Origin of the sequence: Marinobacter sp. CH_CUG1437-1 (genome assembly GCF_037029655.1) — a bacterium.
GTDB lineage: Bacteria > Pseudomonadota > Gammaproteobacteria > Pseudomonadales > Oleiphilaceae > Marinobacter > Marinobacter salsuginis.
Genome location: NZ_JAYMEW010000001.1, coordinates 923,256 through 944,904, shown reverse-complemented (window position 1 = coordinate 944,904; position 21,649 = coordinate 923,256). Strand labels below are relative to the sequence as shown.

The 21,649-nt window shown below is 58.8% G+C and carries 19 protein-coding genes; 10 read left to right on the top strand and 9 right to left on the bottom strand.

Annotated elements, in window-relative coordinates:
• Positions 1-29 precede the first annotated feature (29 nt).
• Positions 30-638 carry a c-type cytochrome gene (locus WA411_RS04250; RefSeq protein ID WP_069182126.1) on the bottom strand — a complete coding sequence of 203 codons (609 nt, stop codon included), beginning with the start codon at positions 636-638 and terminating at the stop codon, positions 30-32.
• A gap of 177 nt (positions 639-815) precedes the next feature.
• On the opposite strand from WA411_RS04250, the gene yihA reads away from it, so the two are divergent.
• Positions 816-1,463 carry a ribosome biogenesis GTP-binding protein YihA/YsxC gene (yihA, locus tag WA411_RS04245; protein ID WP_209399715.1) on the top strand — a complete coding sequence of 216 codons (648 nt, stop codon included), beginning with the start codon at positions 816-818 and terminating at the stop codon, positions 1,461-1,463.
• Between the two features lie 213 nt (positions 1,464-1,676).
• Here the strand turns inward: yihA and WA411_RS04240 are convergent, their stop codons facing one another.
• Positions 1,677-2,327 carry a TetR/AcrR family transcriptional regulator gene (locus WA411_RS04240; RefSeq protein WP_069182131.1) on the bottom strand — a complete coding sequence of 217 codons (651 nt, stop codon included), beginning with the start codon at positions 2,325-2,327 and terminating at the stop codon, positions 1,677-1,679.
• A gap of 192 nt (positions 2,328-2,519) precedes the next feature.
• Here WA411_RS04240 and WA411_RS04235 point away from each other — a divergent pair, with 192 nt between their 5' ends.
• From WA411_RS04235 to coaD, 4 genes are all read left to right on the top strand, one after another.
• Positions 2,520-3,965, top strand: coding sequence for a coniferyl aldehyde dehydrogenase (locus WA411_RS04235; RefSeq protein WP_291904480.1), 1,446 nt, complete (start codon positions 2,520-2,522; stop codon positions 3,963-3,965).
• A gap of 176 nt (positions 3,966-4,141) precedes the next feature.
• Entirely contained in the window at positions 4,142-4,780 is a 639-nt protein-coding gene (locus WA411_RS04230; protein ID WP_291904481.1) for a hypothetical protein, read from the top strand.
• A gap of 28 nt (positions 4,781-4,808) precedes the next feature.
• Entirely contained in the window at positions 4,809-6,398 is a 1,590-nt protein-coding gene (locus WA411_RS04225; RefSeq protein ID WP_291904482.1) for a GMC family oxidoreductase, read from the top strand.
• A 257-nt stretch (positions 6,399-6,655) separates the two neighbouring features.
• Positions 6,656-7,132, top strand: a complete 477-nt coding sequence (gene coaD / locus WA411_RS04220) for a pantetheine-phosphate adenylyltransferase (RefSeq protein WP_008173494.1) — start codon at positions 6,656-6,658, stop codon at positions 7,130-7,132.
• Positions 7,133-7,191: 59 nt separating this feature from the next.
• Here coaD and WA411_RS04215 read toward each other — a convergent pair whose 3' ends face one another.
• From WA411_RS04215 to WA411_RS04195, 5 genes are all read right to left on the bottom strand, one after another.
• A complete protein-coding gene (locus WA411_RS04215; RefSeq protein WP_291904483.1) occupies positions 7,192-8,487 on the bottom strand; it encodes a DUF945 family protein in 1,296 nt (431 codons plus the stop codon).
• Between the two features lie 15 nt (positions 8,488-8,502).
• Positions 8,503-10,644, bottom strand: a complete 2,142-nt coding sequence (ppk1, locus tag WA411_RS04210; protein ID WP_291904484.1) for a polyphosphate kinase 1 — start codon at positions 10,642-10,644, stop codon at positions 8,503-8,505.
• 51 nt (positions 10,645-10,695) lie between these two features.
• The gene (gene hemB / locus WA411_RS04205) at positions 10,696-11,715 is read right to left on the bottom strand and encodes a porphobilinogen synthase (RefSeq protein WP_153633991.1); all 1,020 of its coding nucleotides are present in this window, start codon (positions 11,713-11,715) and stop codon (positions 10,696-10,698) included.
• A 141-nt stretch (positions 11,716-11,856) separates the two neighbouring features.
• Positions 11,857-12,810: a lipase secretion chaperone gene (locus WA411_RS04200; protein WP_291904485.1), complete on the bottom strand. Its 954-nt coding sequence runs from the start codon at positions 12,808-12,810 to the stop codon at positions 11,857-11,859.
• A 226-nt stretch (positions 12,811-13,036) separates the two neighbouring features.
• Positions 13,037-13,258, bottom strand: coding sequence for a hypothetical protein (locus WA411_RS04195; protein WP_069182139.1), 222 nt, complete (start codon positions 13,256-13,258; stop codon positions 13,037-13,039).
• Positions 13,259-13,529: 271 nt separating this feature from the next.
• Here WA411_RS04195 and WA411_RS04190 point away from each other — a divergent pair, with 271 nt between their 5' ends.
• The 4 genes from WA411_RS04190 to panP all read left to right on the top strand — a co-directional run bounded on the left by WA411_RS04190 (position 13,530) and on the right by panP (position 18,227).
• A complete protein-coding gene (locus tag WA411_RS04190) occupies positions 13,530-14,162 on the top strand; it encodes a TetR/AcrR family transcriptional regulator (RefSeq protein ID WP_136629886.1) in 633 nt (210 codons plus the stop codon).
• A 2-nt stretch (positions 14,163-14,164) separates the two neighbouring features.
• Positions 14,165-15,865: an isovaleryl-CoA dehydrogenase gene (locus tag WA411_RS04185; protein WP_222465522.1), complete on the top strand. Its 1,701-nt coding sequence runs from the start codon at positions 14,165-14,167 to the stop codon at positions 15,863-15,865.
• A 151-nt stretch (positions 15,866-16,016) separates the two neighbouring features.
• Positions 16,017-16,361 carry a DUF503 domain-containing protein gene (locus WA411_RS04180; protein WP_014578525.1) on the top strand — a complete coding sequence of 115 codons (345 nt, stop codon included), beginning with the start codon at positions 16,017-16,019 and terminating at the stop codon, positions 16,359-16,361.
• 189 nt (positions 16,362-16,550) lie between these two features.
• The gene (gene panP / locus WA411_RS04175; protein ID WP_069182142.1) at positions 16,551-18,227 is read left to right on the top strand and encodes a pyridoxal-dependent aspartate 1-decarboxylase PanP; all 1,677 of its coding nucleotides are present in this window, start codon (positions 16,551-16,553) and stop codon (positions 18,225-18,227) included.
• Between the two features lie 171 nt (positions 18,228-18,398).
• Here panP and WA411_RS04170 read toward each other — a convergent pair whose 3' ends face one another.
• Positions 18,399-18,665, bottom strand: a complete 267-nt coding sequence (locus tag WA411_RS04170) for a hypothetical protein (protein ID WP_069182143.1) — start codon at positions 18,663-18,665, stop codon at positions 18,399-18,401.
• Positions 18,666-18,754: 89 nt separating this feature from the next.
• Positions 18,755-20,314 carry an inorganic phosphate transporter gene (locus WA411_RS04165; RefSeq protein WP_291904487.1) on the bottom strand — a complete coding sequence of 520 codons (1,560 nt, stop codon included), beginning with the start codon at positions 20,312-20,314 and terminating at the stop codon, positions 18,755-18,757.
• Between the two features lie 207 nt (positions 20,315-20,521).
• Between WA411_RS04165 and WA411_RS04160 the strand changes: the two genes are divergently transcribed.
• Positions 20,522-21,625: a GGDEF domain-containing protein gene (locus tag WA411_RS04160; RefSeq protein ID WP_291904488.1), complete on the top strand. Its 1,104-nt coding sequence runs from the start codon at positions 20,522-20,524 to the stop codon at positions 21,623-21,625.
• Positions 21,626-21,649 lie beyond the last annotated feature (24 nt).

Below are 21,649 nucleotides of genomic sequence, written 5' to 3'. Positions count from 1 at the left end.
GGCGGGGTTTTCGGTACAGTCCGGCGATTTCAGTTCAGGCCGGAGATGTAGCTGGAAACCGCTTCGATCTCGGCATCGGTCAGCTTCGAGGCGACATCCATCATGATCGATGCGTTCGTGCCGGCATCCCGGGAACCATCGCGATAGGCATTCAGCTGCTTGATCAGATACTCTGCGTTCTGACCACCGAGAGCCGGGTAACCGGCCGGCTCGTTGCCAACACCTTGCGGGTTATGACAGCCGGCACAGGCCGGTACGCCCGTTGCCATGTTGCCGCCACGGTAAAGTGCCGCACCCTGATCGACCAGATCCGGATCAGCCTGACCAACCACCATGTCCTGGGCGTTAAAGTAGGCAGCCAGGTCCTGCAGATCCTGGTCGTTCATGTTGTCCAGAATACCGGTCATTTCCGCGATATTCCGCTCTTTGTCCTTGATCAACACCAGTTGGCGATACAGGTATTTTTCGCCCAGACCGGACAGCTTGGGATAAGACCCCATAATGGGCTTGGCACCATTCTGGCCGTGACAACCGGCACATACCGCTGCGTTCTGTTCGCCTGCTTGAGGATCTCCCGCCCCGTGCGCCATCGCCGTGAGGCCAACACCGAGAACTACTCCTGCGATCAGTTTTTTCATGCTCGCTCCGCTTCTCTCATCTTTTAAGGGTATTCTTCGCTATGCAGCCGGTAGGCGCTGACCAGTTCAGGCTCAAAACCGGGGCTGACAGCGGTCGCGCGCAGCGCGCCGCCCGGAATTGGTGTAGCATTATACATTAATCCCTGCTAACTGAAATCCAAAGGAAAGCCAACCGCTGTGGACCCTGATCTGACTCAAAAAAGCCTCTCTTTCAACAGCGCCCGATTTCTCATCAGCGCTTCCCGTCTGGATGAGTGCCCGCCGGATTTCGGTGCCGAGGTCGCCTTCGCCGGCCGCTCCAACGCCGGAAAATCCAGCGCCCTGAACGCAATCACCGCCAACGGCAAGCTGGCCCGGACCAGTAAGACTCCCGGGCGTACCCGGCTCATCAACTTCTTCTCTCTCAACCGAGAGAACTGCCGAATGGTCGATCTTCCCGGATACGGCTACGCCAAAGTATCCAGGGACATGAAAGACGACTGGCAGCAACACCTCGGTCACTACCTGAATGACCGGCGCTGTCTGCGTGGCCTGGTTCTGGTGATGGACATTCGTCATCCGCTGACCGATTTCGACCAAATGATGGTGGAATGGTGCGAGCATAACAACCTGCCGCTGATGATTCTGGCCACCAAAGCCGACAAACTGAAGTTCGGCCAGGCCAAAACGGCCATGCTCGGCATCGCAAAGGATCTGAAAGCGTACACCTGCGTGGAACACCTGATCATGTTCTCTGCAACGTCAAAACGGGGCGTGGATGAGTGCCGGGAGGCGTTGATCGACTGGCTGGAAGGCCATCCCGGGGACGAAGGCGCCAGCCTCTGATGACATAAAAAAACCGGCCTGCCAGGTAGCAGACCGGTGAAACGTCAGGGTTTGCGACGTGCTAAAACCTGAGATCGCACTCAGGAGACGCAAGGAATGTCCGAATTCCCAACGTCACCCTTGTGACTCTAATCTTCGCGCAAAGTTCCAGGCTAGATCATTTTTTGACCAGATCTTCGGGTTTCACTTACACACTGCGGAACCTGGAACATCTCAGTCGTGCAATGCCGGGCGGTATTTTTCTCTCAGGGCCATCACGCGCTCCCGATACGCCGGTGTCAGATAGGGAATTTCGAGTGTCAGCACCTGATAGATGCCCTGCTTCAACTCGGTGAGGGTAAGGCAGGCGGATTCCTCGGCTGCATGGGCTGTTTTCAGGAACGCCATCCAGTTGGTAATCACCAGCCACACATTGAGCGACATCGCCGACCGCAGGTCCTCCTCCTGGGGCTCAATAATGCCGGCTTCCGCCAGTTTCTCGAAGATCCGACTGATGGATGCCAGGCAGCGATTGGTGAAATCGCGATAGTCCTGCCGCAACCTTTGATCGCTGTCCAGAAGGTATTCCAGATCCCGGTGGAAGAATCGGTAACTCCAGAGACCGTCAAAGACCGATTCCAGATAAAAGGTCATGTCGTCCAGGGTCATGGCCCGGTCTTCCGGAATATCCAGGTAGAAATCCACCAGCTTTTCGTATTCCAGGAAGATCTCGTAAATGATGTCCGACTTGTTGCGAAAGTGGTAATAGAGGTTGCCCGGCGAAATGGCCAGGTGCGCTGCAATGTGATTGGTGGTGACGTTGCGCTCGCCCCGTTCGTTGAACAGCTCCAGGCTGGAGAGCAGTATTTTGTCTCTTGTCTTCATAGACCCGTCGGCGTTTGTTGTTGTACAGCTCACAGATGGCCTGATTCGCCATCCGGCCCCGCTTGACTCACTAGAGTATATACTCTAATAATACCCCCAGACGCAAACTGAACACTTTTTCGCCAATTGTTCAGTATCCGAAATGCCAGGCCGCGAACCAACTCTGGTCGCCGCCACAGAGGAGCAAGCATCATGGGAGCCACTGTCGTTCAGCTCACCGAGAGCAAGAAACAGATCCAGCACACCCACCGGGTGTTCGAAGATCAGAAAAAGGCGTTCCGTAACAACCCCATGCCTTCCCTGGCGGAGCGGCAGGAGAACCTGAAGCGCCTTAAACGGGTACTGCTGAGCAACCAGGACCGGCTACTGGATGCCATTGACCGGGATTTCAGTTGCCGTTCGAAGGACGAATCCCTGATTGCCGAGGTCATGCCGTCAATCCAGGGCATCAACTACACGCTCAGGAACCTCAGTGGCTGGATGAAGCCATCCAAACGCCATGTTTCCGTGCTGTTCCAGCCTGCCAGCAACAAGGTCCACTACCAGCCCAAAGGCGTGGTGGGTGTGATCGTGCCCTGGAACTATCCCCTGTATCTGGCGGTGGGTCCTCTGGTCGCATCCTTGGCCGCAGGTAACCGGACCATGATCAAGATGTCGGAATACACACCCCATACCTCGGCCCTGTTCAAGGAACTGATCGAAGCCAGCTTCCCGGAAGACCTGGTCTCGGTGATTACCGGGGAGGCTGACGTGGCTGCGGACTTCTCGTCGCGCCCGTTTGACCATCTGCTGTTCACCGGCTCCACGTCAGTAGGCAAGCTGGTCATGAAGGCAGCGGCTGAGAACCTGACGCCGGTCACCCTGGAGCTGGGTGGCAAATCCCCGGCCGTGGTCTCGCCGGATGTACCGATGGAAGACGCTGCGCAGCGGATTGCCTTTGGCAAGGCGTTCAACGCAGGCCAGACCTGCGTGGCGCCAGACTACGTGCTTTGCCCCGCCGACCGGGTTCAGTCGTTTGTCGACGAATTCCGGGCCCGCTTTTCCGAGATGTATCCGAGCCTGCGGGACAACGACGATTTCACCGCCATCATCAATGAGCGGCAGTACGATCGCCTGCAAAGCTACCTGGAGGACGCCCGGGAGAAAGGCGCCGAGCTGGTGGAAATCAATCCGGCCCGGGAAAATCTCAAGGATGGCACCCGCAAAATTCCTCTGACACTGGTCCTGAAAACCACGCCGGACATGAAGGTGATGCAGGATGAGATCTTTGGTCCCATTCTACCGGTCGTCAGCTATGGTGGGCTGGATGAAGCCATCCATTACATCAATGACCGCCCGCGGCCCCTTGCCCTGTACTTCTTCGGATACGACAAGACCCAGCAGCAGCATGTGGTAGACAACACCCACTCTGGTGGCATGTGCATCAACGATTCACTGATGCACGTTGCCCAGGACGACCTGCCGTTTGGTGGCATCGGCGATTCCGGCATGGGGCACTACCATGGCCGCGAAGGGTTCCTGACCTTCTCCCATCACCGCGCCATTTTCACCAAGCAGAAATTCAACAGCGGCAAGTTTGTCTATGCGCCCCACGGGACTGCGGCGCACAAGATGGTTTACAAGTTCTTTATCCGCTAGGGCCCATTTGTGGGAGTCTGTCGAGGGCCGGTTCTGCCTTCCGAAACACGCCGTTAATACGTCCGTGTAGGCTTGAGCAAAACATCCCTGTTTTGCACAGTTTCGGAAGGCAGAACCGGCCCCCGACGATCAGGCAACGTCAGTGCCTTCAATAGAACAATAACGAGAATACACCCATGCAGAAACAGACCCCTGATCCGTCAGGACACCCTCAATTTAACGATCTCAACCGCCGAAGCTTTCTCAAAACCGGACTGGGCGGCGCTCTTTTTCTTGGTACCGTCAGTGTCACCGCCGGGCTGAGCGGTTGCGCGACGCAACCAGCGGGCAGACTCAGTGCCGTTGGCACCCGTATGGATGCCAGTTACCAGTTCCGGTTTTTGACCGAGGATGACATAGCGCTGTTCGAGGCCCTGCTGCCCGCCATGATTGGCCGGGGCTTGCCAGAGCAGCCCCAGGCCAGAAACATGGCTATTGCCGGAACAATCGAGCGTATTGATGCCGGCATCCACAAGTTCGGACCGGCCAACCAGAAGGAACTGCGGCGATTGTTTGATCTGTTGAACTTCGGGCTCACCCGCGTGACCGTTGCCCGGGTCTGGTCCAGTTGGCCGAATGTAACCACAGAGGAAGCGGATGCGTTTCTGGAACGCTGGCGCACCAGCCGTATCGGGCTGTTCAACAATGGCTACATAGCGCTGACCAAGATCAGCAACGTGGCGTTTTATGGCTATCGCGATTTCTGGCACTTGTCCGGCTACCCCGGACCGCCCCGGTATGCTGTCGACGCACTACCACAATTCCAAAACGCCTGATTGCCAGCTGATCTGACGGAGCAAAAGCATGTCATTAACCGATCGTATTGCCCGGGGCCTGGAATCGGGCTGGAAAGTCACCGATGGTGCTCGACTGACGGAAAGCCTGACCACGGAAGCCGACGTTGTTGTTATCGGAACCGGCGCCGGTGGTGGGACCACTGCAGAGATTCTCGCTCGCAGCGGATTGTCCGTCATCCTCGTTGAAGAAGGCCCGCTGTATTACCAGAAAGACTTCAAGATGGACGAGCAGACCTCCTACGCCAACCTCTATCAGGAAGGCATGAGCCGGGTTACCCGGGACGGAGCGATCGCCATTCTTCAGGGCCGCTGTGTTGGCGGCTCCACCACGGTGAACTGGACCAGCAGTTTCCGCACACCGGAGCCGACCCTGAACTATTGGGCCGACCAGTTTGGACTGGAAGACCTCCGCCCGGAGGCCATGGCGCCCTGGTTCGACGGTCGGGAAGAACGGCATTCCATGTCGCCCTGGCAGGTAGACCCCAACGTCAACAATGACATCCTGCGCCAGGGCTGTGAGAAACTGGGCTACAGCTGGCAGATCATTCCTCGCAACGTCAAAGGTTGCTGGAACCTGGGTTATTGCGGCGTCGGCTGCCCGACCAACGCCAAGCAGGGCGCCCTCATGACCACCATCCCCGGTGCACTCGACAACAACGCCCGCCTGTTCCACAGCCTGCGCGCCGACCGCCTGGTCATGAACCAGGACAAGATCGACCACCTGGAAGCCTCTGCCTTTGCGGATGATGGCGTCACCCCAACCGGGATCAAGGTCACGCTCAAAGCCCGACACTTCGTGGTCGCCGCCAGCGCCATCGGCAGCCCCGGCCTGCTGCTCCGCTCCGACATCCCGGACCCGAACCAGCGCATCGGCAAGCGCTCATTCATCCATCCGGTCAACGCCACCGTCGCCCAGATGCCTCAGCGCGTCGATCCGTTCTACGGCGCGCCCCAATCCATCTACTCCGACGAATTCAACTTCCGCGACGGCGTCGACGGACCCGTTGGCTACAAGCTCGAAGTACCGCCCTTGCATCCTGGCATGTCCAGCGGCGTCATCCCCGGCCACGGCGAAACCCAGATCAACAACATGGCCGGTCTGCCCCACATGCAGTCCGTGATCGCCCTGCTCCGGGACGGCTTCCACCCCGAAAGCCCCGGCGGCACAGTATCCCTACGCGACGACGGCAGCCCGGTACTGGATTACCCGGTCACCGACTACCTCTGGGAGGGCCTCCGCAAGGCCTTCCACACCATGGCCGAAATCCAGTTCGCCGCCGGCGCCGAAAAAGTCCGCCTCATGCACCTGGATTCCGACTGGTACACCAACTGGACCGACGCCAAAGCCGCCATCAACCAGCTCCCCATGGCGCCCCACCGCGTCCGCCTGTTCACCGCCCACCAGATGGGCGGCTGCGCCATGGGCGCGGATCCGGCAACCTCGGTCGTCAACGGTTTCGGCGAGCACCACCACGTCAGCAACCTCAGCGTGCACGATGCCTCGATTTTCCCCACCAGCATTGGGGCCAACCCGCAGCTGTCGGTTTATGCTTTGGCGGCCAGAAACAGCACCAGACTTGCACAAAGACTGTCTTGATCAGTGGGCTAACACTGCCCGTCGGGGAGACTCGCACGGGGATAACAGAGCCGGCTGGAAGGGCTGATCCGGGAATGTGAGAAGCCAGGGATGGCTTCGCTCAAGCGCACATGGATGTGCTCGTAGCGTTTCCCGGATCAGCCCTTCCAGCTGGCACTACCGCATAGCCGACATGCATCCTCCATTGTCCTGGCCGCCAACTACAGGTAGCCAAAAAATGCTGCTATCCTAGGCCCTTGCAAAGAAAGGAGCTGTGCATGTCCAAAGTCATCTACCCGGGCACCTTCGATCCCATCACCAACGGCCACACCGACCTGATCGAACGTGCCGGCCGAATGTTTGATGAAATCGTCGTCGCCATCGCCTACAACCCCAAGAAACAGCCACTTCTCGACCTCGAAGAACGCTGCGAACTGGTCCGCCAGGCAACTGCGCATCTCCCAAATGTCAGCGTCACCGGCTTCAGCAACCTGCTGGCCGATTTTGTCCGCGAACAGGGTGCCACCGTGATCCTTCGCGGTCTCCGGGCGGTGTCCGATTTCGAGTACGAATTCCAGCTGGCCGACATGAACCGCCGGCTCGCGCCTGAAGTCGAGAGCGTTTTCCTGACACCGGCCAACCACCTGTCCTATATATCCTCCACGCTGATCCGCGAAATCGCATCCCTGGGCGGCGATGTTTCGGAATTCGTCGATCCGGCGGTCGAGGCTGCCCTGAAAAAGAAGTTCAGCTGAACCTGAAACAAAAAAAGCCCCGATCAGCGGGGCTTTTTGTTGGCACTGAGCCAGCGGCATCAAAGCAACGGCGGCAAGGGAATCTCCACCCCGTTCACGTCCAGCACAAGCTCTTTCATACTGGCATCAAGCACCAACCGGTCGCCTTGCTCCACCAACAGCCCCTGCTTGATCAGCGGCGCCAGCTGTAACCGGAATTCCGGGTATTCCTCCGCGAGCGCAAGTGGCAGACTGAGATCCATTTCGCCGGTCAACTGCTGCATCACCATCAACATTTCAGCTTTCTGATCCGCCGTCAGCTCCGGATGGGCGATACGGGCGCTGCCCTCAATCACACCCTCCGGGGTGGTTACCGTCAGCTCTGGAAAACCAACCGAAAATCCGGCTGCTGCCAAATCCCGAACGGCGGCATTCACCTGCTGCATGGCGGCCATTTGCTGCTCAAACTGTTGGGGCCCGCCAGACGCCTGACCAATGGCCAGCGCCTGCATGGACGAAAGACTCTCGGTCAGGTTGCTCCAGGCAGTCACATCCAGCCCCGACAATGCGAACACCAGCCTTTGGGGACCATAACGCTCATCAGAGGCTGAAACGCCAGCGACCTCAAACGTCATTCGTGAATTGAGGCGCTCGCCATCATTGACCGGCTCGCTACTGCTTCGAACCGAAATCTCCTGAAGCGTGAACGGGGCTTCCGCCGTTGGGGTCACAGCAACCGATTCCACCGCAATCTCGCCGGAGCCGGTCCAGACTTCACCGGTCAGATGACTCATGGTCTGCTCGAGGCGGAAGTCGCTGACCCGAATATCCAGGTCCGGACCGGACAGGCTTAGCGCCGGCCAGACCATCAAGGCATCGGCCTGTGAACCAGCGTCGCTGATTTCAATTCTTGCCAGACCACCACTCGAGGCCAGGGTCTCTCCGGTCTCCGTATCTGTTACGGTCATCTCGGGCGCTTCGAGCTCGAGCACAGCGGTACCCCAGAGACGGGTTTCCAGGGTCAGTCTCGGCTCCTCACCAAAGAACCAGTCCGTATCGCCGGCGGACCAGCCATCCTCAGGCTGGAAGTCCATCAGACTGCCGGTTACGCCGTGACTCACATTGGCTCGATAGGCAAGCCTCTGGGATTCACCGGTTTCCGGATTGGTCAGGTTCACCGAACCACTGAACCGGGCACTGAGAATTCCCCTCTCGTAGTTATTGGTTTCCATGCGAAGGAAGGGTTGCGCACTGTTCACCTCCGCTGTTGCCTGGTGCCACTGCTGCTCAGTAACGTAGCCCACGACCCAGGGCAGGCCGCCAGCTACAGCCAGCACACCAGCGCCGGCAATCATCCATTTGGCGTTCAAACACATTCTCCAGTTCGGGGATCAGGTTTTTCCGGTCAGCCGTTCAAGCAACACCAATTGTGAGGCAAGGCGCTCTTCACCTTCTGCAGGCTGGTTCTGAATATAACTGCCGTCCGGTTGCAGTACCCAGGACTGGCAATTGTCGGCCAGGTAGGTATCCAGATCTTCTCTGACCCGGGCGGCAAGATCAGGATCGTCCAGGGGAAAAGCCGTCTCCACACGGCTGAGTAGGTTCCGCTCCATGCCATCGGCACTGGAACAGTAGACATCCGGCCGGCCATTGTTGCCAAAATAGTAAACACGGGTGTGCTCCAGGAAACGGCCAATGATGGACCTCACCCGAATATTCTCCGAGAGGCCTGGCACTTCCGGACGCAGACAACAGATACCACGGATGATCAGATCGATTTTCACCCCAGCCTGCGAAGCCCGGTAAAGCGCCTTTATCAGCTGGATTTCCGTCAATGCATTGAACTTGAGGATAATCCGGCCCTTCTCGCCATAGCCTGCTTCCCGCTCAATCAGGCTCAGGAGCCGGGAATGCAGGGTAAAAGGCGCATGGAACAGTTTCTTGATCTTCAGGGCTTTACCCATGCCGGTAAGCTGCTGGAACAGCTTGTTGACGTCGTCACCGATAGACTCATCACAGGTCATAAAGCTGTAATCGGTATACAGGCGGGCATTACCGGCGTGATAGTTACCGGTGCCCAGGTGAACATAACGACGCAGGCGCCCCTCTTCGCGACGGACAATCAGGATCATCTTGGCGTGGGTCTTGTAGCCGACCACACCGTACACCACGATCACCCCGGCCTCCTGCAGCCGGCTGGCCAGCTCCAGGTTCTCCGCCTCACTGAAACGGGCCCGCAGCTCGATAACAGCGGTAACCTCTTTGCCTCGGCGCGCGGCGTCCGCCAGGGCTTCAACAATTTCTGAATCGGCGCCGGTGCGGTAGAGGGTTTGTCGAATCGCCAGAACCTGGGGGTCCTTGGCGGCCTGGCGCAGCAGATCCACTACCGGGCTGAAATTCTCATAGGGATGCAGCAGCAGGATTGGACGCTTGCGGATGGCGTCGAACATTGATTCCTTGCTGCGAATCTGCCTGGGAATGGACGGTGAAAACCCGGAATAGGTCAGATCCTGACGGTCTACCAGCCCACCGACTGCCATGAGCCGCGTCAGGTTGACCGGGCCATGCACCTGATACAGATCCCGCTCGGTCAGACCAAACTCCTTGAGCAGGAACTGAACCAGCTCTTCCGGGCAGTTGTCGGCAACCTCAAGGCGCACACCATCACCGAACCGGCGGCTGAGCAGTTCACCACGAAGGGCCGAGGCCAGGTCTTCCAGGTCATCCTCCAGCTCAAGGTCAGCGTTTCGGGTCAGCCGGAACTGATAGCAGCCTTTCACCTCCATTCCGGGAAAGAGCTCATCGGCATGGGCGTGGATCATGGACGACAGGAACACCAGGTTGTCGCCACCGTTACAGACATCATCAGGAAGCCGGACCAGACGTGGAAGCGAACGGGGTGCAGGCACGATCGCCATACCGGTTTCCCGGCCGAAGGCATCCTTGCCGTCCAGTTCCACAATAAAGTTCAGGCTTTTGTTGACCAGGCGGGGAAACGGGTGCGACGGATCCAGCCCGATGGGGCTGACCACCGGAAGGATCTCCTCTTCGAAGTAAGTGCGCACCCACTCCGCCTGCTCCGGCGTCCACTCCCGGCGACGGACAAAATGAATGTTCTCCTGTTCCATTTCCGGAATCAGAACATTGTTGAGGATGTCGTACTGTTCGCGAATGTACTCGTGGGCAACACGGCTGATTTCCGCCAGCGCCTGCTCGGGCATCATGCCGTCGGCACCAACGGTTTCCCGGCCGTACTTCATCTGCTGCCGCAGGCCGGCAACACGGATCTCGAAGAACTCGTCCATGTTGCTGCTGAAGATGCAGCAGAAAATCAGACGGTTGATCAGTGGGTGGGTCGTATCCAGTGCCTGCTTGAGAACCCGGTAATTAAACTGGAGCTGGCTCAGTTCACGGTTGAAGTAGTTTTCGTTGGCGTCCAGGTTGATTTCCTCACCAACCGGGGGCACGTTCACCGGAGCAGGCACACTCCGCTCATCCCCTGCCGTCTGATTCTTCGCCGTATCCGTTGTCATGATTCCTCGATTCCAGTTTGCTCGCCGCTACCGGCGAATGACTTGCTTGACCTATCCGTGTTTTCGATCCCGCATCAGTCGGGCCGCGCGCACCGCAAAGTAGGTCAGGATTCCGTCGGCCCCTGCCCTTCGCATGGCCATCAGGCTCTCCATCATTACCGCATCGCCATCCAGCCAGCCGTTCTGGGCTGCCGCCATGTGCATGGCATACTCACCGCTGACCTGATAGACAAATGTCGGCACCCGCAATTCCGTCTTCACCCGATGCACGATATCGAGATACGGCATGCCGGGCTTGATCATCACCATATCCGCGCCTTCGGCCAAATCCATGGCAACCTCATGCAATGCCTCATCGCCGTTGGCAGGATCCATCTGATAGGTGGACTTGTTGCCCTTGCCGAGATTGGCCGCAGACCCCACCGCATCCCGGAAAGGTCCGTAATAACTCGAGGCGTATTTGGCAGAATAGGCCAGGATTTTCGTATTCACATGACCGCCGTTTTCCAGGGCTTCGCGAATGGCACCTATCCGCCCATCCATCATGTCTGACGGCGCCACCACATCGGCACCGGCGTCGGCATGGGAAAGCGCCTGATTGACCAGCGCCTCGACGGTGACGTCATTCAGCACATAGCCGTCGTTGTCGATGATGCCGTCCTGGCCATGGGTGGTGAAAGGGTCCAAGGCTACATCGGTAATCACACCGAGTTCCGGATGCGCTGCCTTCAGGGCGCGAACCGCCCTCTGCGCCAGCCCCTCAGAATCCCAGGCCCCGGAGCCGGACAGATTCTTGTTTTCGGACGGAACAACAGGGAACAGCGCAATCGCCGGGATACCCAATTCCACCAGCTCCGCCGCCTGCTCAACCAGCAGATCAATACTCAGGCGCTCCACCCCTGGCATGGAAGGTACCTGTTCCCGCTGTCCCTCGCCCTCCAGCACAAACACCGGATAGATCAGGTTGTCCGGCGTGAGCTGGTTTTCCCGAACCAGGCGACGGGAAAAGTCGCTGGCCCGGTTACGGCGCAGGCGGGTGGCGGGAAACGCACGGGGAGTCGGAATCGGCACTGACAACCTCCTGAATGGCTGAACAAATAATCTGATGGGCCAGCGCGGCATCGGCCGGGCGCCCTTTGCGTCATCATACACGGCCAGCGCCGCTGGTTGCAGACTCCCTCAGCAGGATAAGGCGATTAAATGACAGGCTGATTACCGGATCGAATCCAACGCCCGGGCACGGATCCGTTCGGTTTCATTGAAGTGGCTGGCTCTGAGTCGCTCCAGCGCTTCCCTGCGTTCCGGTTCGGCCAGCCCGGAGGACAACAACCGGTCCCGCTCCCCGGCATAGGCCTGCCAGCGGCGGTCCCAATCCTGTTGTTCCGCCTCAAGCCGGGCCAGCCTTTCCGCTGCTGCATCACCAAAAGCTTCCCGGCGCCAGGCCTCAAGAGCCCTGGGGTCATCCGACAGCTCCTGACGAACCTGCTCATAGTCCGCAAACCGGCGTGTTTCCTCCCGGGCCTTGCGGAGGGGTTCCGGAAGGGAGGACTCAGCCTGGCGCAGGGCTTCGGCTTTCTGCTCGTCGGTCAGACTGTCATCGCTTGCAATCCTGAGTTTCTCGACCTGGAAACGATCCACCGCTTCATCGTCGGCAAAAAAAGCGTTGGCCGTGTCGGCGTCCAGCCAGGTACGGCGCAGAGCCTGGATCTCTGCCATCCTGCGCTGCAGCTCCCCGGCCCCGAGCCCGGAAACCTCTCCGTAGCTCTGCTCCAGTTCCGAAACTGCCAGCTTGTAGTCCAGATAGGCGCCAAGGGTTACCAGGGCCTGGGCTCTCGCCGGCTCATCGAGAACCGACAGGGCCCTCTGTATGCGAGCCACCAACTGCGGCAGGGATTCCTCGCCCAGGGCAGAGAGAAAATACTCAAACAGCTGTCGCAGTTGCGGGGTTGGTATGAGATTGCCCAGCCGGTCCGTTCGGGCCCAACCGTCCGGCACTGACGTACCCGCCAGCGAGGCTGGTAACTGCTCAGGAACAGGAACCGAGGACGCGTTGTTCACCAACTTCGATGGTGCGGCAGCAACATCCTCCCGGGCCACTGATATCGGCGGTTCCCCGGTGGTCTGCGGCGCATTCGAGTCGCCATGGCTGGCAAGATCTGCTCTCATCAACCAGAAGCTGACAACAGCTGCTATTATCAGTAGCAAAACAAGCAAAAGACGGAAATGGGACTTCATTGCCACAGGAATTCCGGGTCTTCGGGTGACTGACGGCTTGCCCAGGTTACCGGCGCAAAACCACAGAGAATGAGGATAAACGAGGCTGGCCAGTCATACCGAGACAGGGATCAAAAATGGAGCCGGGGCGGAGTGCCCCGGACTGCCGCGCCAGCGTTCAGAGGGAGCGGTTGTTAAAACCCACATCCACCTTTCGCGGCGTGTCAGAGCGGAAGGAGGTATCCACCTCCTGAATTTTTCCGCCCTGGCTCAGGAAGGCTTCGATGTCTGCCTGCAACTGTGCACGAACACGTGCACGGCCGGCTATGGAATGGTTGTCGTCACTGTCGCTGGTCCAGCCTCCGGACTGCTCCAGGTTGCTTTCGTCGAATTCACTCATGATCTTTTCTCCATCAACGAAAACAGATGGTCGAGTGCTGCGACCCCGCAGGGGACCTCACTCCGTATCGACGAAGTCCGCCTGCGGCCTCGCCTTGGCGTCTTTATAATCTGCTTTTGGTGACCACGCTATTTCTTGGCAACGTCTTTTTTGTAATTTTTTGTAAACATTGACAACCAATTGAATTGCATGCGGAAATTTTACATTCGTCAGTAGATCAAAAAATTGACAAAAAGAATGAATAATGATTCACTATTTGTAGGGAGCCGGAATGGCCTATCGAGAAACAGAGAAAATGCGCCAGCGTAAAGCCGAGGCGCGAAAACGAATCGTGGAGTGCACTTATCAGTGCGTGGCCGAGGGCGGCTTCAGAAGCGCCCGCATTACCCGGATAGCCGGTTTGGCCGGCGTTGCCACAGGAACTATTTACCGGCATTTCGAGTCCAGAGAGGACCTGTTCGCGGAAATTTTCCGGTTGGCAACCCAGCGTGAAGTCGACAAGGTTGCCGAGGCCCTTGGCTCCCCCGGGAACGCAGCTGAACGACTGGAACGGGCACTCAGACAATTCGCCGAGCGGGCACTGAAAGGCCCGCAAATGGCCTGGTCGCTGATTGCCGAGCCGGTGGACCCGAAAGTCGAGGAAGAAAGGCTGGCGTATCGCAAGGCCTACGCCAACCTGTTTGAGAAAGCGATCCGCGAAGGCATTGAAGAAGGATGCATCCCGGATCAGGACGCTCTCCAGAGCAGTACATGCCTGGTCGGCGCCATCGCGGAAAGCCTGGTTGGCCCACTGTCACCCACACAGACCAGCCAGGCGAACAGCGCAAAAGAAGACAACAATGACCCGCTGGTCAATTCCATCATTCGCTTTTGTATGCAGGGGTTGACCGGCACCAGGAGGTAGCTATGAACGCGCGGCAGCCCCAGCCAGAGATGCCATTAAAAGACCAGGAAGATCGCTATCTGGCCAGCACCCACGAGGTCTTCAACCAGCCTCCGGCTCTGGAGAACTACAACCTGTTCGAGCAGGATATCGCCCTGCAGGAAGCAGCCCTCCGTGAAGGGGCCGGCAAGGCAGCCGAGGATCTCAAGGCATTCGGGGCTCTGGCCGGAGCAGCGGAAACCATCGACCTGGGGTTTCGCGCCAACGCCAACAAACCGGTGTTCAATACCCACGACCGCTACGGCCACCGCATTGATGAAGTGGACTTCCATCCGGCCTACCACGAGCTGATGCGCATCGCCTTCGACAACGGCCTGCACAGCAGCCCCTGGAGCCATCCAGGACAGGGTGCACATGTTGCCCGCGCTGCCAAGTACTACATGCACTCCCAGGTAGAGGCCGCCCACTGCTGCCCCGTGACCATGACCTTTGCCGCCATTCCGTCGATCCGGAAACAACCGGAGCTGGCGGCGGACTGGGAAGCTCGGATACTGGCCGACAGCTACGATCCCCGCAACCGGCCGGACAGCCAGAAAACCTCGGTTACCATCGGCATGGCCATGACCGAGAAACAGGGTGGCAGCGACGTTCGTGCCAACAGCACCAGAGCCTACCCGATCGGCACTGGCGGCCCCGGCCAGGCCTATGAGCTGGTGGGCCACAAATGGTTCGTTTCTGCCCCGATGTGCGACGCCTTTCTGGTGCTGGCCCAGACACAGGGAGGCCTGTCCTGCTTCCTGATGCCCCGCTGGCGCCCGGACGGCACCAAGAATCCCTGGCAGGTCCAGCGTCTGAAGAACAAGATGGGCAACGTCGCCAACGCCTCCAGCGAAGCCGAACTGCGGGGCGCACTGGCCTGGATGGTTGGCGAGGAAGGCCGTGGTGTCCCCACCATCATTGAAATGGTTGCCATGACCCGCTTCGACTGCATGATCGGCAGCTCCGCCGGCATGCGCCAGGCCATCGCCCAGGCCAGCCACCACTGCCGACACCGCAGCGCCTTTGGCGCCCGCCTGGTCGACCAGCCCCTGATGCAGAACGTCCTGGCCGACCTGGCCCTGGAAAGCGAAGCGGCGCTGGCCTACACCATGCGCATCGCCCGCGCCCTGGACAACCAGGACAAGGAACACGAGCGCCTGCTGGCACGCCTGGCCACCCCCGTCGGCAAATACTGGATCTGCAAGCGCACACCGAACCATGCCTACGAGGCCATGGAATGCATCGGCGGCAGCGGCGTGATGGAAGACTGCATCATGCCCCGGCTGTTCCGGGAATCGCCGGTCAACGCCATCTGGGAAGGCAGCGGCAATGTCCAGTGCCTGGATACCCTGCGCGCCCTGCAAAAAGAGCCCGACACCCTCGACGCCTTCTTCAAGGAAGCCGCCGAAGCCAAAGGCGCCGACCGCCGCTTCGACCAGTTCCTGGCCCAGCTACAACACGACTTCGCCGACATCAGCGATTTCCAGTACCGGGCCCGAAACCTCGTCGACCGCATGGCCCTGGCCCTGCAGGGCTCCCTGCTGCTGCGACACTCGGATGCCGCCGTCGCCGACGCCTTCTGCGCCTCTCGCCTGCAGTCCAATGGCGGGATGAACTACGGCAACCTGCCCTCGGGCACCGATCCGGCAGCCATTATCAAACGGGCGACGCCTGTAGTAGGCTAGACACAACAGAATCCAACTGAGAGATCGAGAACCGGCGGGGAACTCCTTTCCAAAACCTTGCGGAGCCATGGATGGCGGAGCAGAGCGTACAAGGACGTATTCACAGCGTGTTTTGGAAAGGAGTTCCCCGCCGGTTCCTGCACCCAAGTCTATGTCTGAAGCACTCAGAAAACTCCTGCGGGAAGGCCACGCTCCCCAGCAGCCAGTCATCACCCCCCACGTGGGCGTGCTGACCCTGCACTTCCAGCTTTACGGCTGCGACGACCTCAAAGCCAAGCGCAAAGTCTTCACCGCCCTGAAGGCCGTCTGGGGCAAAGAACCCGACCTGGCCGTCGCCGAAACCGCCGACCAGGAGGCCCTCGACTGCGCCACCTGGACCATTGCGGCCCTTGGCACCTCATCCCAGCAGATCACCCAACGCCTCGACCAGATCGAAAAAGCCATCGAAGAACGCGTGGATGCTGCCATACTGGATATACACCGGGAGATACTCTGACCGGAAAATCCCGGGCAGCAGCCGTGTGGCGTAACCCGTTGTCAGGCCGTATACTACGCCCCCTCAGGGATGCCAGTGCGCCTGCCAGCGGCGGGCGACCAGAAACCAATGCCGGACATGAATGCCGGCCTTATCCGCAGGGCATCCGGAACCGGCCCTTCGGATGACCACTGAGTGTGAGTGGCACCTATGACCGGAAAGAAAAAATCCGCCCAGGCTTCGGTAGAGGCCATGTATCGCGTATTCACGGTGCCTGAGGCGCCGGAATCGACGCTGAGCCGGATTGACCAGAACATCTCCAGCAATCTTGCAGGCTTTCTGCAGGAGCACATCGTAGCGGTTGAGCGGGATCTCTCGGATGTGGAGAAAGACTTCTCCGATTACAGCATCCCCGAGAAGCCTGTCTTCGTGTCTGAACAGGCCCAGTTCCTGCTCGACAAACTGGTGGCCAACTCCGTTCACACTGCGTCGCCGGCCTTTATCGGGCACATGACCTCAGCGCTGCCGTACTTCATGCTGCCGCTGTCAAAGATCATGATTGCCCTGAACCAGAACCTGGTCAAAACCGAAACCTCCAAGGCCTTCACGCCCATGGAACGCCAGGTACTGGGCATGATCCACCGCCTGGTATACCAGGAAGACGGCGCCTTCTACCGCAAGTGGATGCACGACCCCCGTTACGCCCTGGGGGCCATGTGCTCCGGCGGCACGGTCGCAAACCTCACCGCCCTGTGGGTTGCCCGCAACCGGGCGTTCCCCGCGGAAGGCAGCTTCCGGGGTCTGCACCAGGAAGGCCTGTTCCGCGCGCTGAAATACTACGGCTACGAAGGCGCCGCCATCGTTGTCTCGCGCCGCGGCCATTATTCCCTGCGCAAAGCCGCCGACGTACTCGGCCTGGGCCGCGAGTCCCTGATACCGGTGGATACCGACGACGAAAACCGCATCAATACCGATGCCCTGCGGGACAAATGCCTGGAACTGCAGCGTCAGAAGATCAAAGTCATGGCCATCTGCGGCGTGGCCGGCACCACCGAAACCGGCAACGTCGACCCTCTGGACGCCATGGCCGACATCGCCCGGGAATTCGGCGCCCACTTCCACGTGGACGCCGCCTGGGGCGGGCCGACCCTGTTCTCCCGCACCTACAAACACCTGCTGCGCGGTATCGAGAAGGCAGACTCCGTCACTTTCGACGCCCACAAACAGCTCTACGTCCCCATGGGCGTTGGCTTGGTGGTATTCCGCGACCCGAGCCTCGCCAGTGCCGTTGAACACCACGCCCAGTACATCATCCGGAAAGGCTCCCGGGATCTCGGCAGCACCACCCTTGAGGGCTCGCGGCCGGGCATGTCCATGCTGATCCACTCCGGCCTGAAAATCCTGGCCCGGGAAGGCTACGAGATCCTGATCGACCAGGGCATCGACAAAGCCAAGACCTTCGCGGACATGATCGAAGCCGAATCGGATTTCGAACTGGTCACCAGGCCCGAACTGAACATCCTGACCTACCGCTACTGCCCGGAAAACGTCCAGGAAGCCCTGGCCATTGCCGACCCCCTACAGGCGGAAAAGCTCAACACCTGCCTGAACCGGATCACCAAGTTTATTCAGAAAACCCAGCGGGAACGGGGCAAGGCATTCGTGTCACGGACGCGCCTGGAACCGGCCCGTTACTTCAACTTCCCGTGCATCGTGTTCCGGGTGGTACTGGCCAACCCGCTGACCACCAAAGAAATCCTGGCGGACATCCTCTCGGAGCAGAGAGAGTTGTCACGGGATGAGGGTATCGAGGATGAGATCAGCATCCTGCATCAGATGGCGGATGCGGTATTGAAGCAGGCAACGCCAAACGCCAAACAGGCTTGAGTACGGCGGGAAACACTGGAGCCTGAAGAGTCGGCTGGGGGGACGTTTCAAAAACTGTGCGGAGCCAGGGATGGCGGAGCCAAGCGTACAGGGACGTATTCACAGCGTGTTTTTGAAACGTCCCGCCAGCCGACTCCTCCCCGAGCTTTCAGGCCAAGAGCCTGGATTAGATCAGTAAAGCGCCTCTTCATCATCCAGCACATCGTGGATGATATCCAGGAACATCTTGTCCGCCTCACTCCAGTTCTCCGGAATCCGGATGTTGGTGCTGGCGCTGATCTCCTGTGCAATCAGCTCCTCGGCATTCGGCTGACCGCGATGCTTGCGAGCGATCTCCATGGATTTCACGGCAATAGTCGGATCGCTCAGAACCTTCTTGATAAAGGTCCTCAGCTCATCAATCATCTTCGCCTGACGGCTCTCAACGGATGAACTCATACTTCACTCCATGGACAAATAGGCTTGAGGGGTGAAACACCCCTTTTGAAAGATAGTATGACCAAACTCGGTTTATACAACCAGCCCGGTCAGATCAACAAGCCCCGCAGGGTGAAGAACAGAATCGCCGCCATGATGGCAGATGCCGGTACGGTGATGATCCAGGCTGCGGCAATGCGCACCAGATGCGAACGCTTCACCATTTCTTCCCGATAGATCTTCTTCAGGCGCTTGCGCTCCGACTTGGACAGGGGTACCTGCTTTTTCTTCTTCGCCTGTTTCAGCAGATTCTCCATCTCCTCAACCGAGGCATTGCGGAAATCATCCAGGAAAGGCTTTAGACGCTCCTGCTCTGCCGGATCATGGTGTTCCATGATCTTGTGCAACTGGGTTGCATAGTTGGACTTCAGGTACTCGCGAAGGAAGCCAACGCCGAACACGCCACCGATTGCGATATGGGTGGAGCTGACCGGCAGACCCAACTGGGACGCAAGAATGACCGTCAGTGCCGCTGACAGGGCAATACAGAAGGCCCGTGTCTTATCCAGTTCGGTGATCTCACTGCCAACGGTCTTGATCAGTCTCGGCCCAAACAGCATCAGGCCAACAGCCAGGCCCAGCGCGCCCACCATCATCACCCACATCGGGATACTGGCGGAAGTCACCACAGAATTCGCGGACAGGGCATCGTTGATCGCCGCCAGCGGACCAATGGCATTGGCAACGTCGTTGGCGCCATGGGCAAAACTCAGCAGTGCCGCAGCAAAAATCAAAGGCCAGGTGAAGAGGGTATTCACGCCTGCTGAACTGTTCTCCATGGTCGATGCCATGCGCCCCACCAGGGTACGCATGATGAAAAAGACCACGGCAGCCGCGGCAAGGCCGACGAGCGTAGCCTCAAGAAAATCGACTTTCACGATCTTCTTGACGCCCTTGATCATCAGATAGGTGCCAAAAGCCCACGCCATAATCGCGACCAGCCAGGGCACGAACGTGCGGGCGGCCGGAATGACTTCCTTGCGATAAAGCACGGTCTTCTTGATCGCGAACAGGAAGAGGGCCGCCAGCGCACCACCAAGAACCGGGGAAATCACCCAGCTGGCGGCAATCTTGCCCATCACCGCCCAGTCAGCGATCCCCCAGCCACCGGCGGCAATACCGGCGCCCAGAACGCCGCCAACGATGGAGTGGGTGGTGGACACCGGTGCACCCATCCAGGTGGCCAGGTTCAGCCAGAGGGCGCCCGCCAGCAGGGCAGCTGTCATCAGCCAGACAAAAGCCCGACTGTCTTCCAGATTGGAGGGATCGATGATGCCGCCCTTGATGGTGGACACCACGTCACCGCCGGCGATAATCGCACCACCGGCTTCAAAAATTGCAGCGATAACGACAGCCGCCCCCAGGGACAAGGCCCCGGAGCCCACGGCAGGGCCCACGTTATTGGCAACGTCATTGGCGCCGATATTGATCGCCATGTATCCGCCAATGACCGCAGCGGCCATCAACAGCATACTGTTGGGCATTCCCTGACTGAATGATCCGACAGTCAACCATACGCCAAGTAAAAAAAGCAGGCTGATGCCGACCCTGTATCGTTCCGTGGTAGGGCTGGTAAGAAGGGTATCCAGGTATCCGCTCGAACGGGCCATAACAGATCAGGTCTCGTTTAGTCTGTGAGGATTGGGGGCGACCTCAGTCGCGCGGCAACTATAAAATTTTTGACATGAAAATGAAATAAAACGGTCACAATTCGCACAGACTAAACACATCACAGACTGGAGTGCAAAAACCCATTAAATTGACTCATAATTCCAAAATTAGCGTCAAAATTACAAAAACAGCAAAATAAGGTCCTCATGCCCCATTCACCCTCCTCCGGACAGCTGGCTGCCGGCGAGCGGGAAGACGGCCAGGTTTCGCGACTGCTTACCTGGCTCTCGGCAACCGCTATCGTTTTTCTTATTGGCATCGGAACCAAGGCCTGGTTTGCCGGGCACTTGACCCATGCCTGGGTGCTCTGGTCATTCATCGGCCTGATCGCGCTGAATATGCTGTACTTCGCCAGCACCGGAAACCGTGCGCGCCAGAAAGCCGGGATGATCGTGATTGTGGGGCTGCTGTTCACCTACCTGATCGCCTCCGGCGGCGAGAGCAACACCGGGCCACTCTGGTTTTATGTCTTCCCTCCTCTGCTGTTTTATCTGACCGATCTCAAAACCGGCACGGCCGTTCTGCTGTTCTGTTACCTGATTGCCGTCGTGGTATTCCAGTTTCCGGAGTTGCCCCTGGTCTCCGCGGAATACAGCATGGATTTCAAGATCCGTTTTTTTGCGGCCCTGACCTTTGAATCGATTTTCTGTTTCGTCCTTGAGGCCAGCCGACTGAAAGCACGCAACGAACTTCTGATCCTTGCCGAAACCCACGAGCACGCCGCCCGCACCGATGAGCTCACCGGGCTGGCCAATCGCCGTGAAATGCAGAACCGCCTCAACATGGAGTTTTCCCGTTACCAGCGTTCCGGCCACCATTTTTCCATTGCCCTGATCGATCTGGACCTTTTCAAACAGATCAACGACCGGTTCGGACACGACGCTGGCGACCATGTCCTGCGGGAGTTCGCCGCATTGATGCGAACCGTGATTCGCCAGGCGGATGTCGCGGCCCGATGGGGAGGTGAAGAGTTTCTGGTCTTGTTGCCGGACACTTCCCTGCTCCAGGCCCTCACGCTGGCTGAGCGATTACGGTCCCAGGTTGCCCGCCATCCGTTCCGGTTCAGTGATCAGGCCTTGCCGGTGACCATCAGTGCCGGTGTCTGCTCCATTGCCAAGGCCCGCTCCCTCGACGATCTGCTCAAGCAGGCCGACCTGAACCTCTATAACGCCAAGGAAGCCGGGCGCAACCAGATAGCACCGCGGGTTCGAAGCCAGGAAAGCGGGACCTCCGCCAGTCTCTCGCCTTGAGGCAGCAAATTACTACCGCTATGA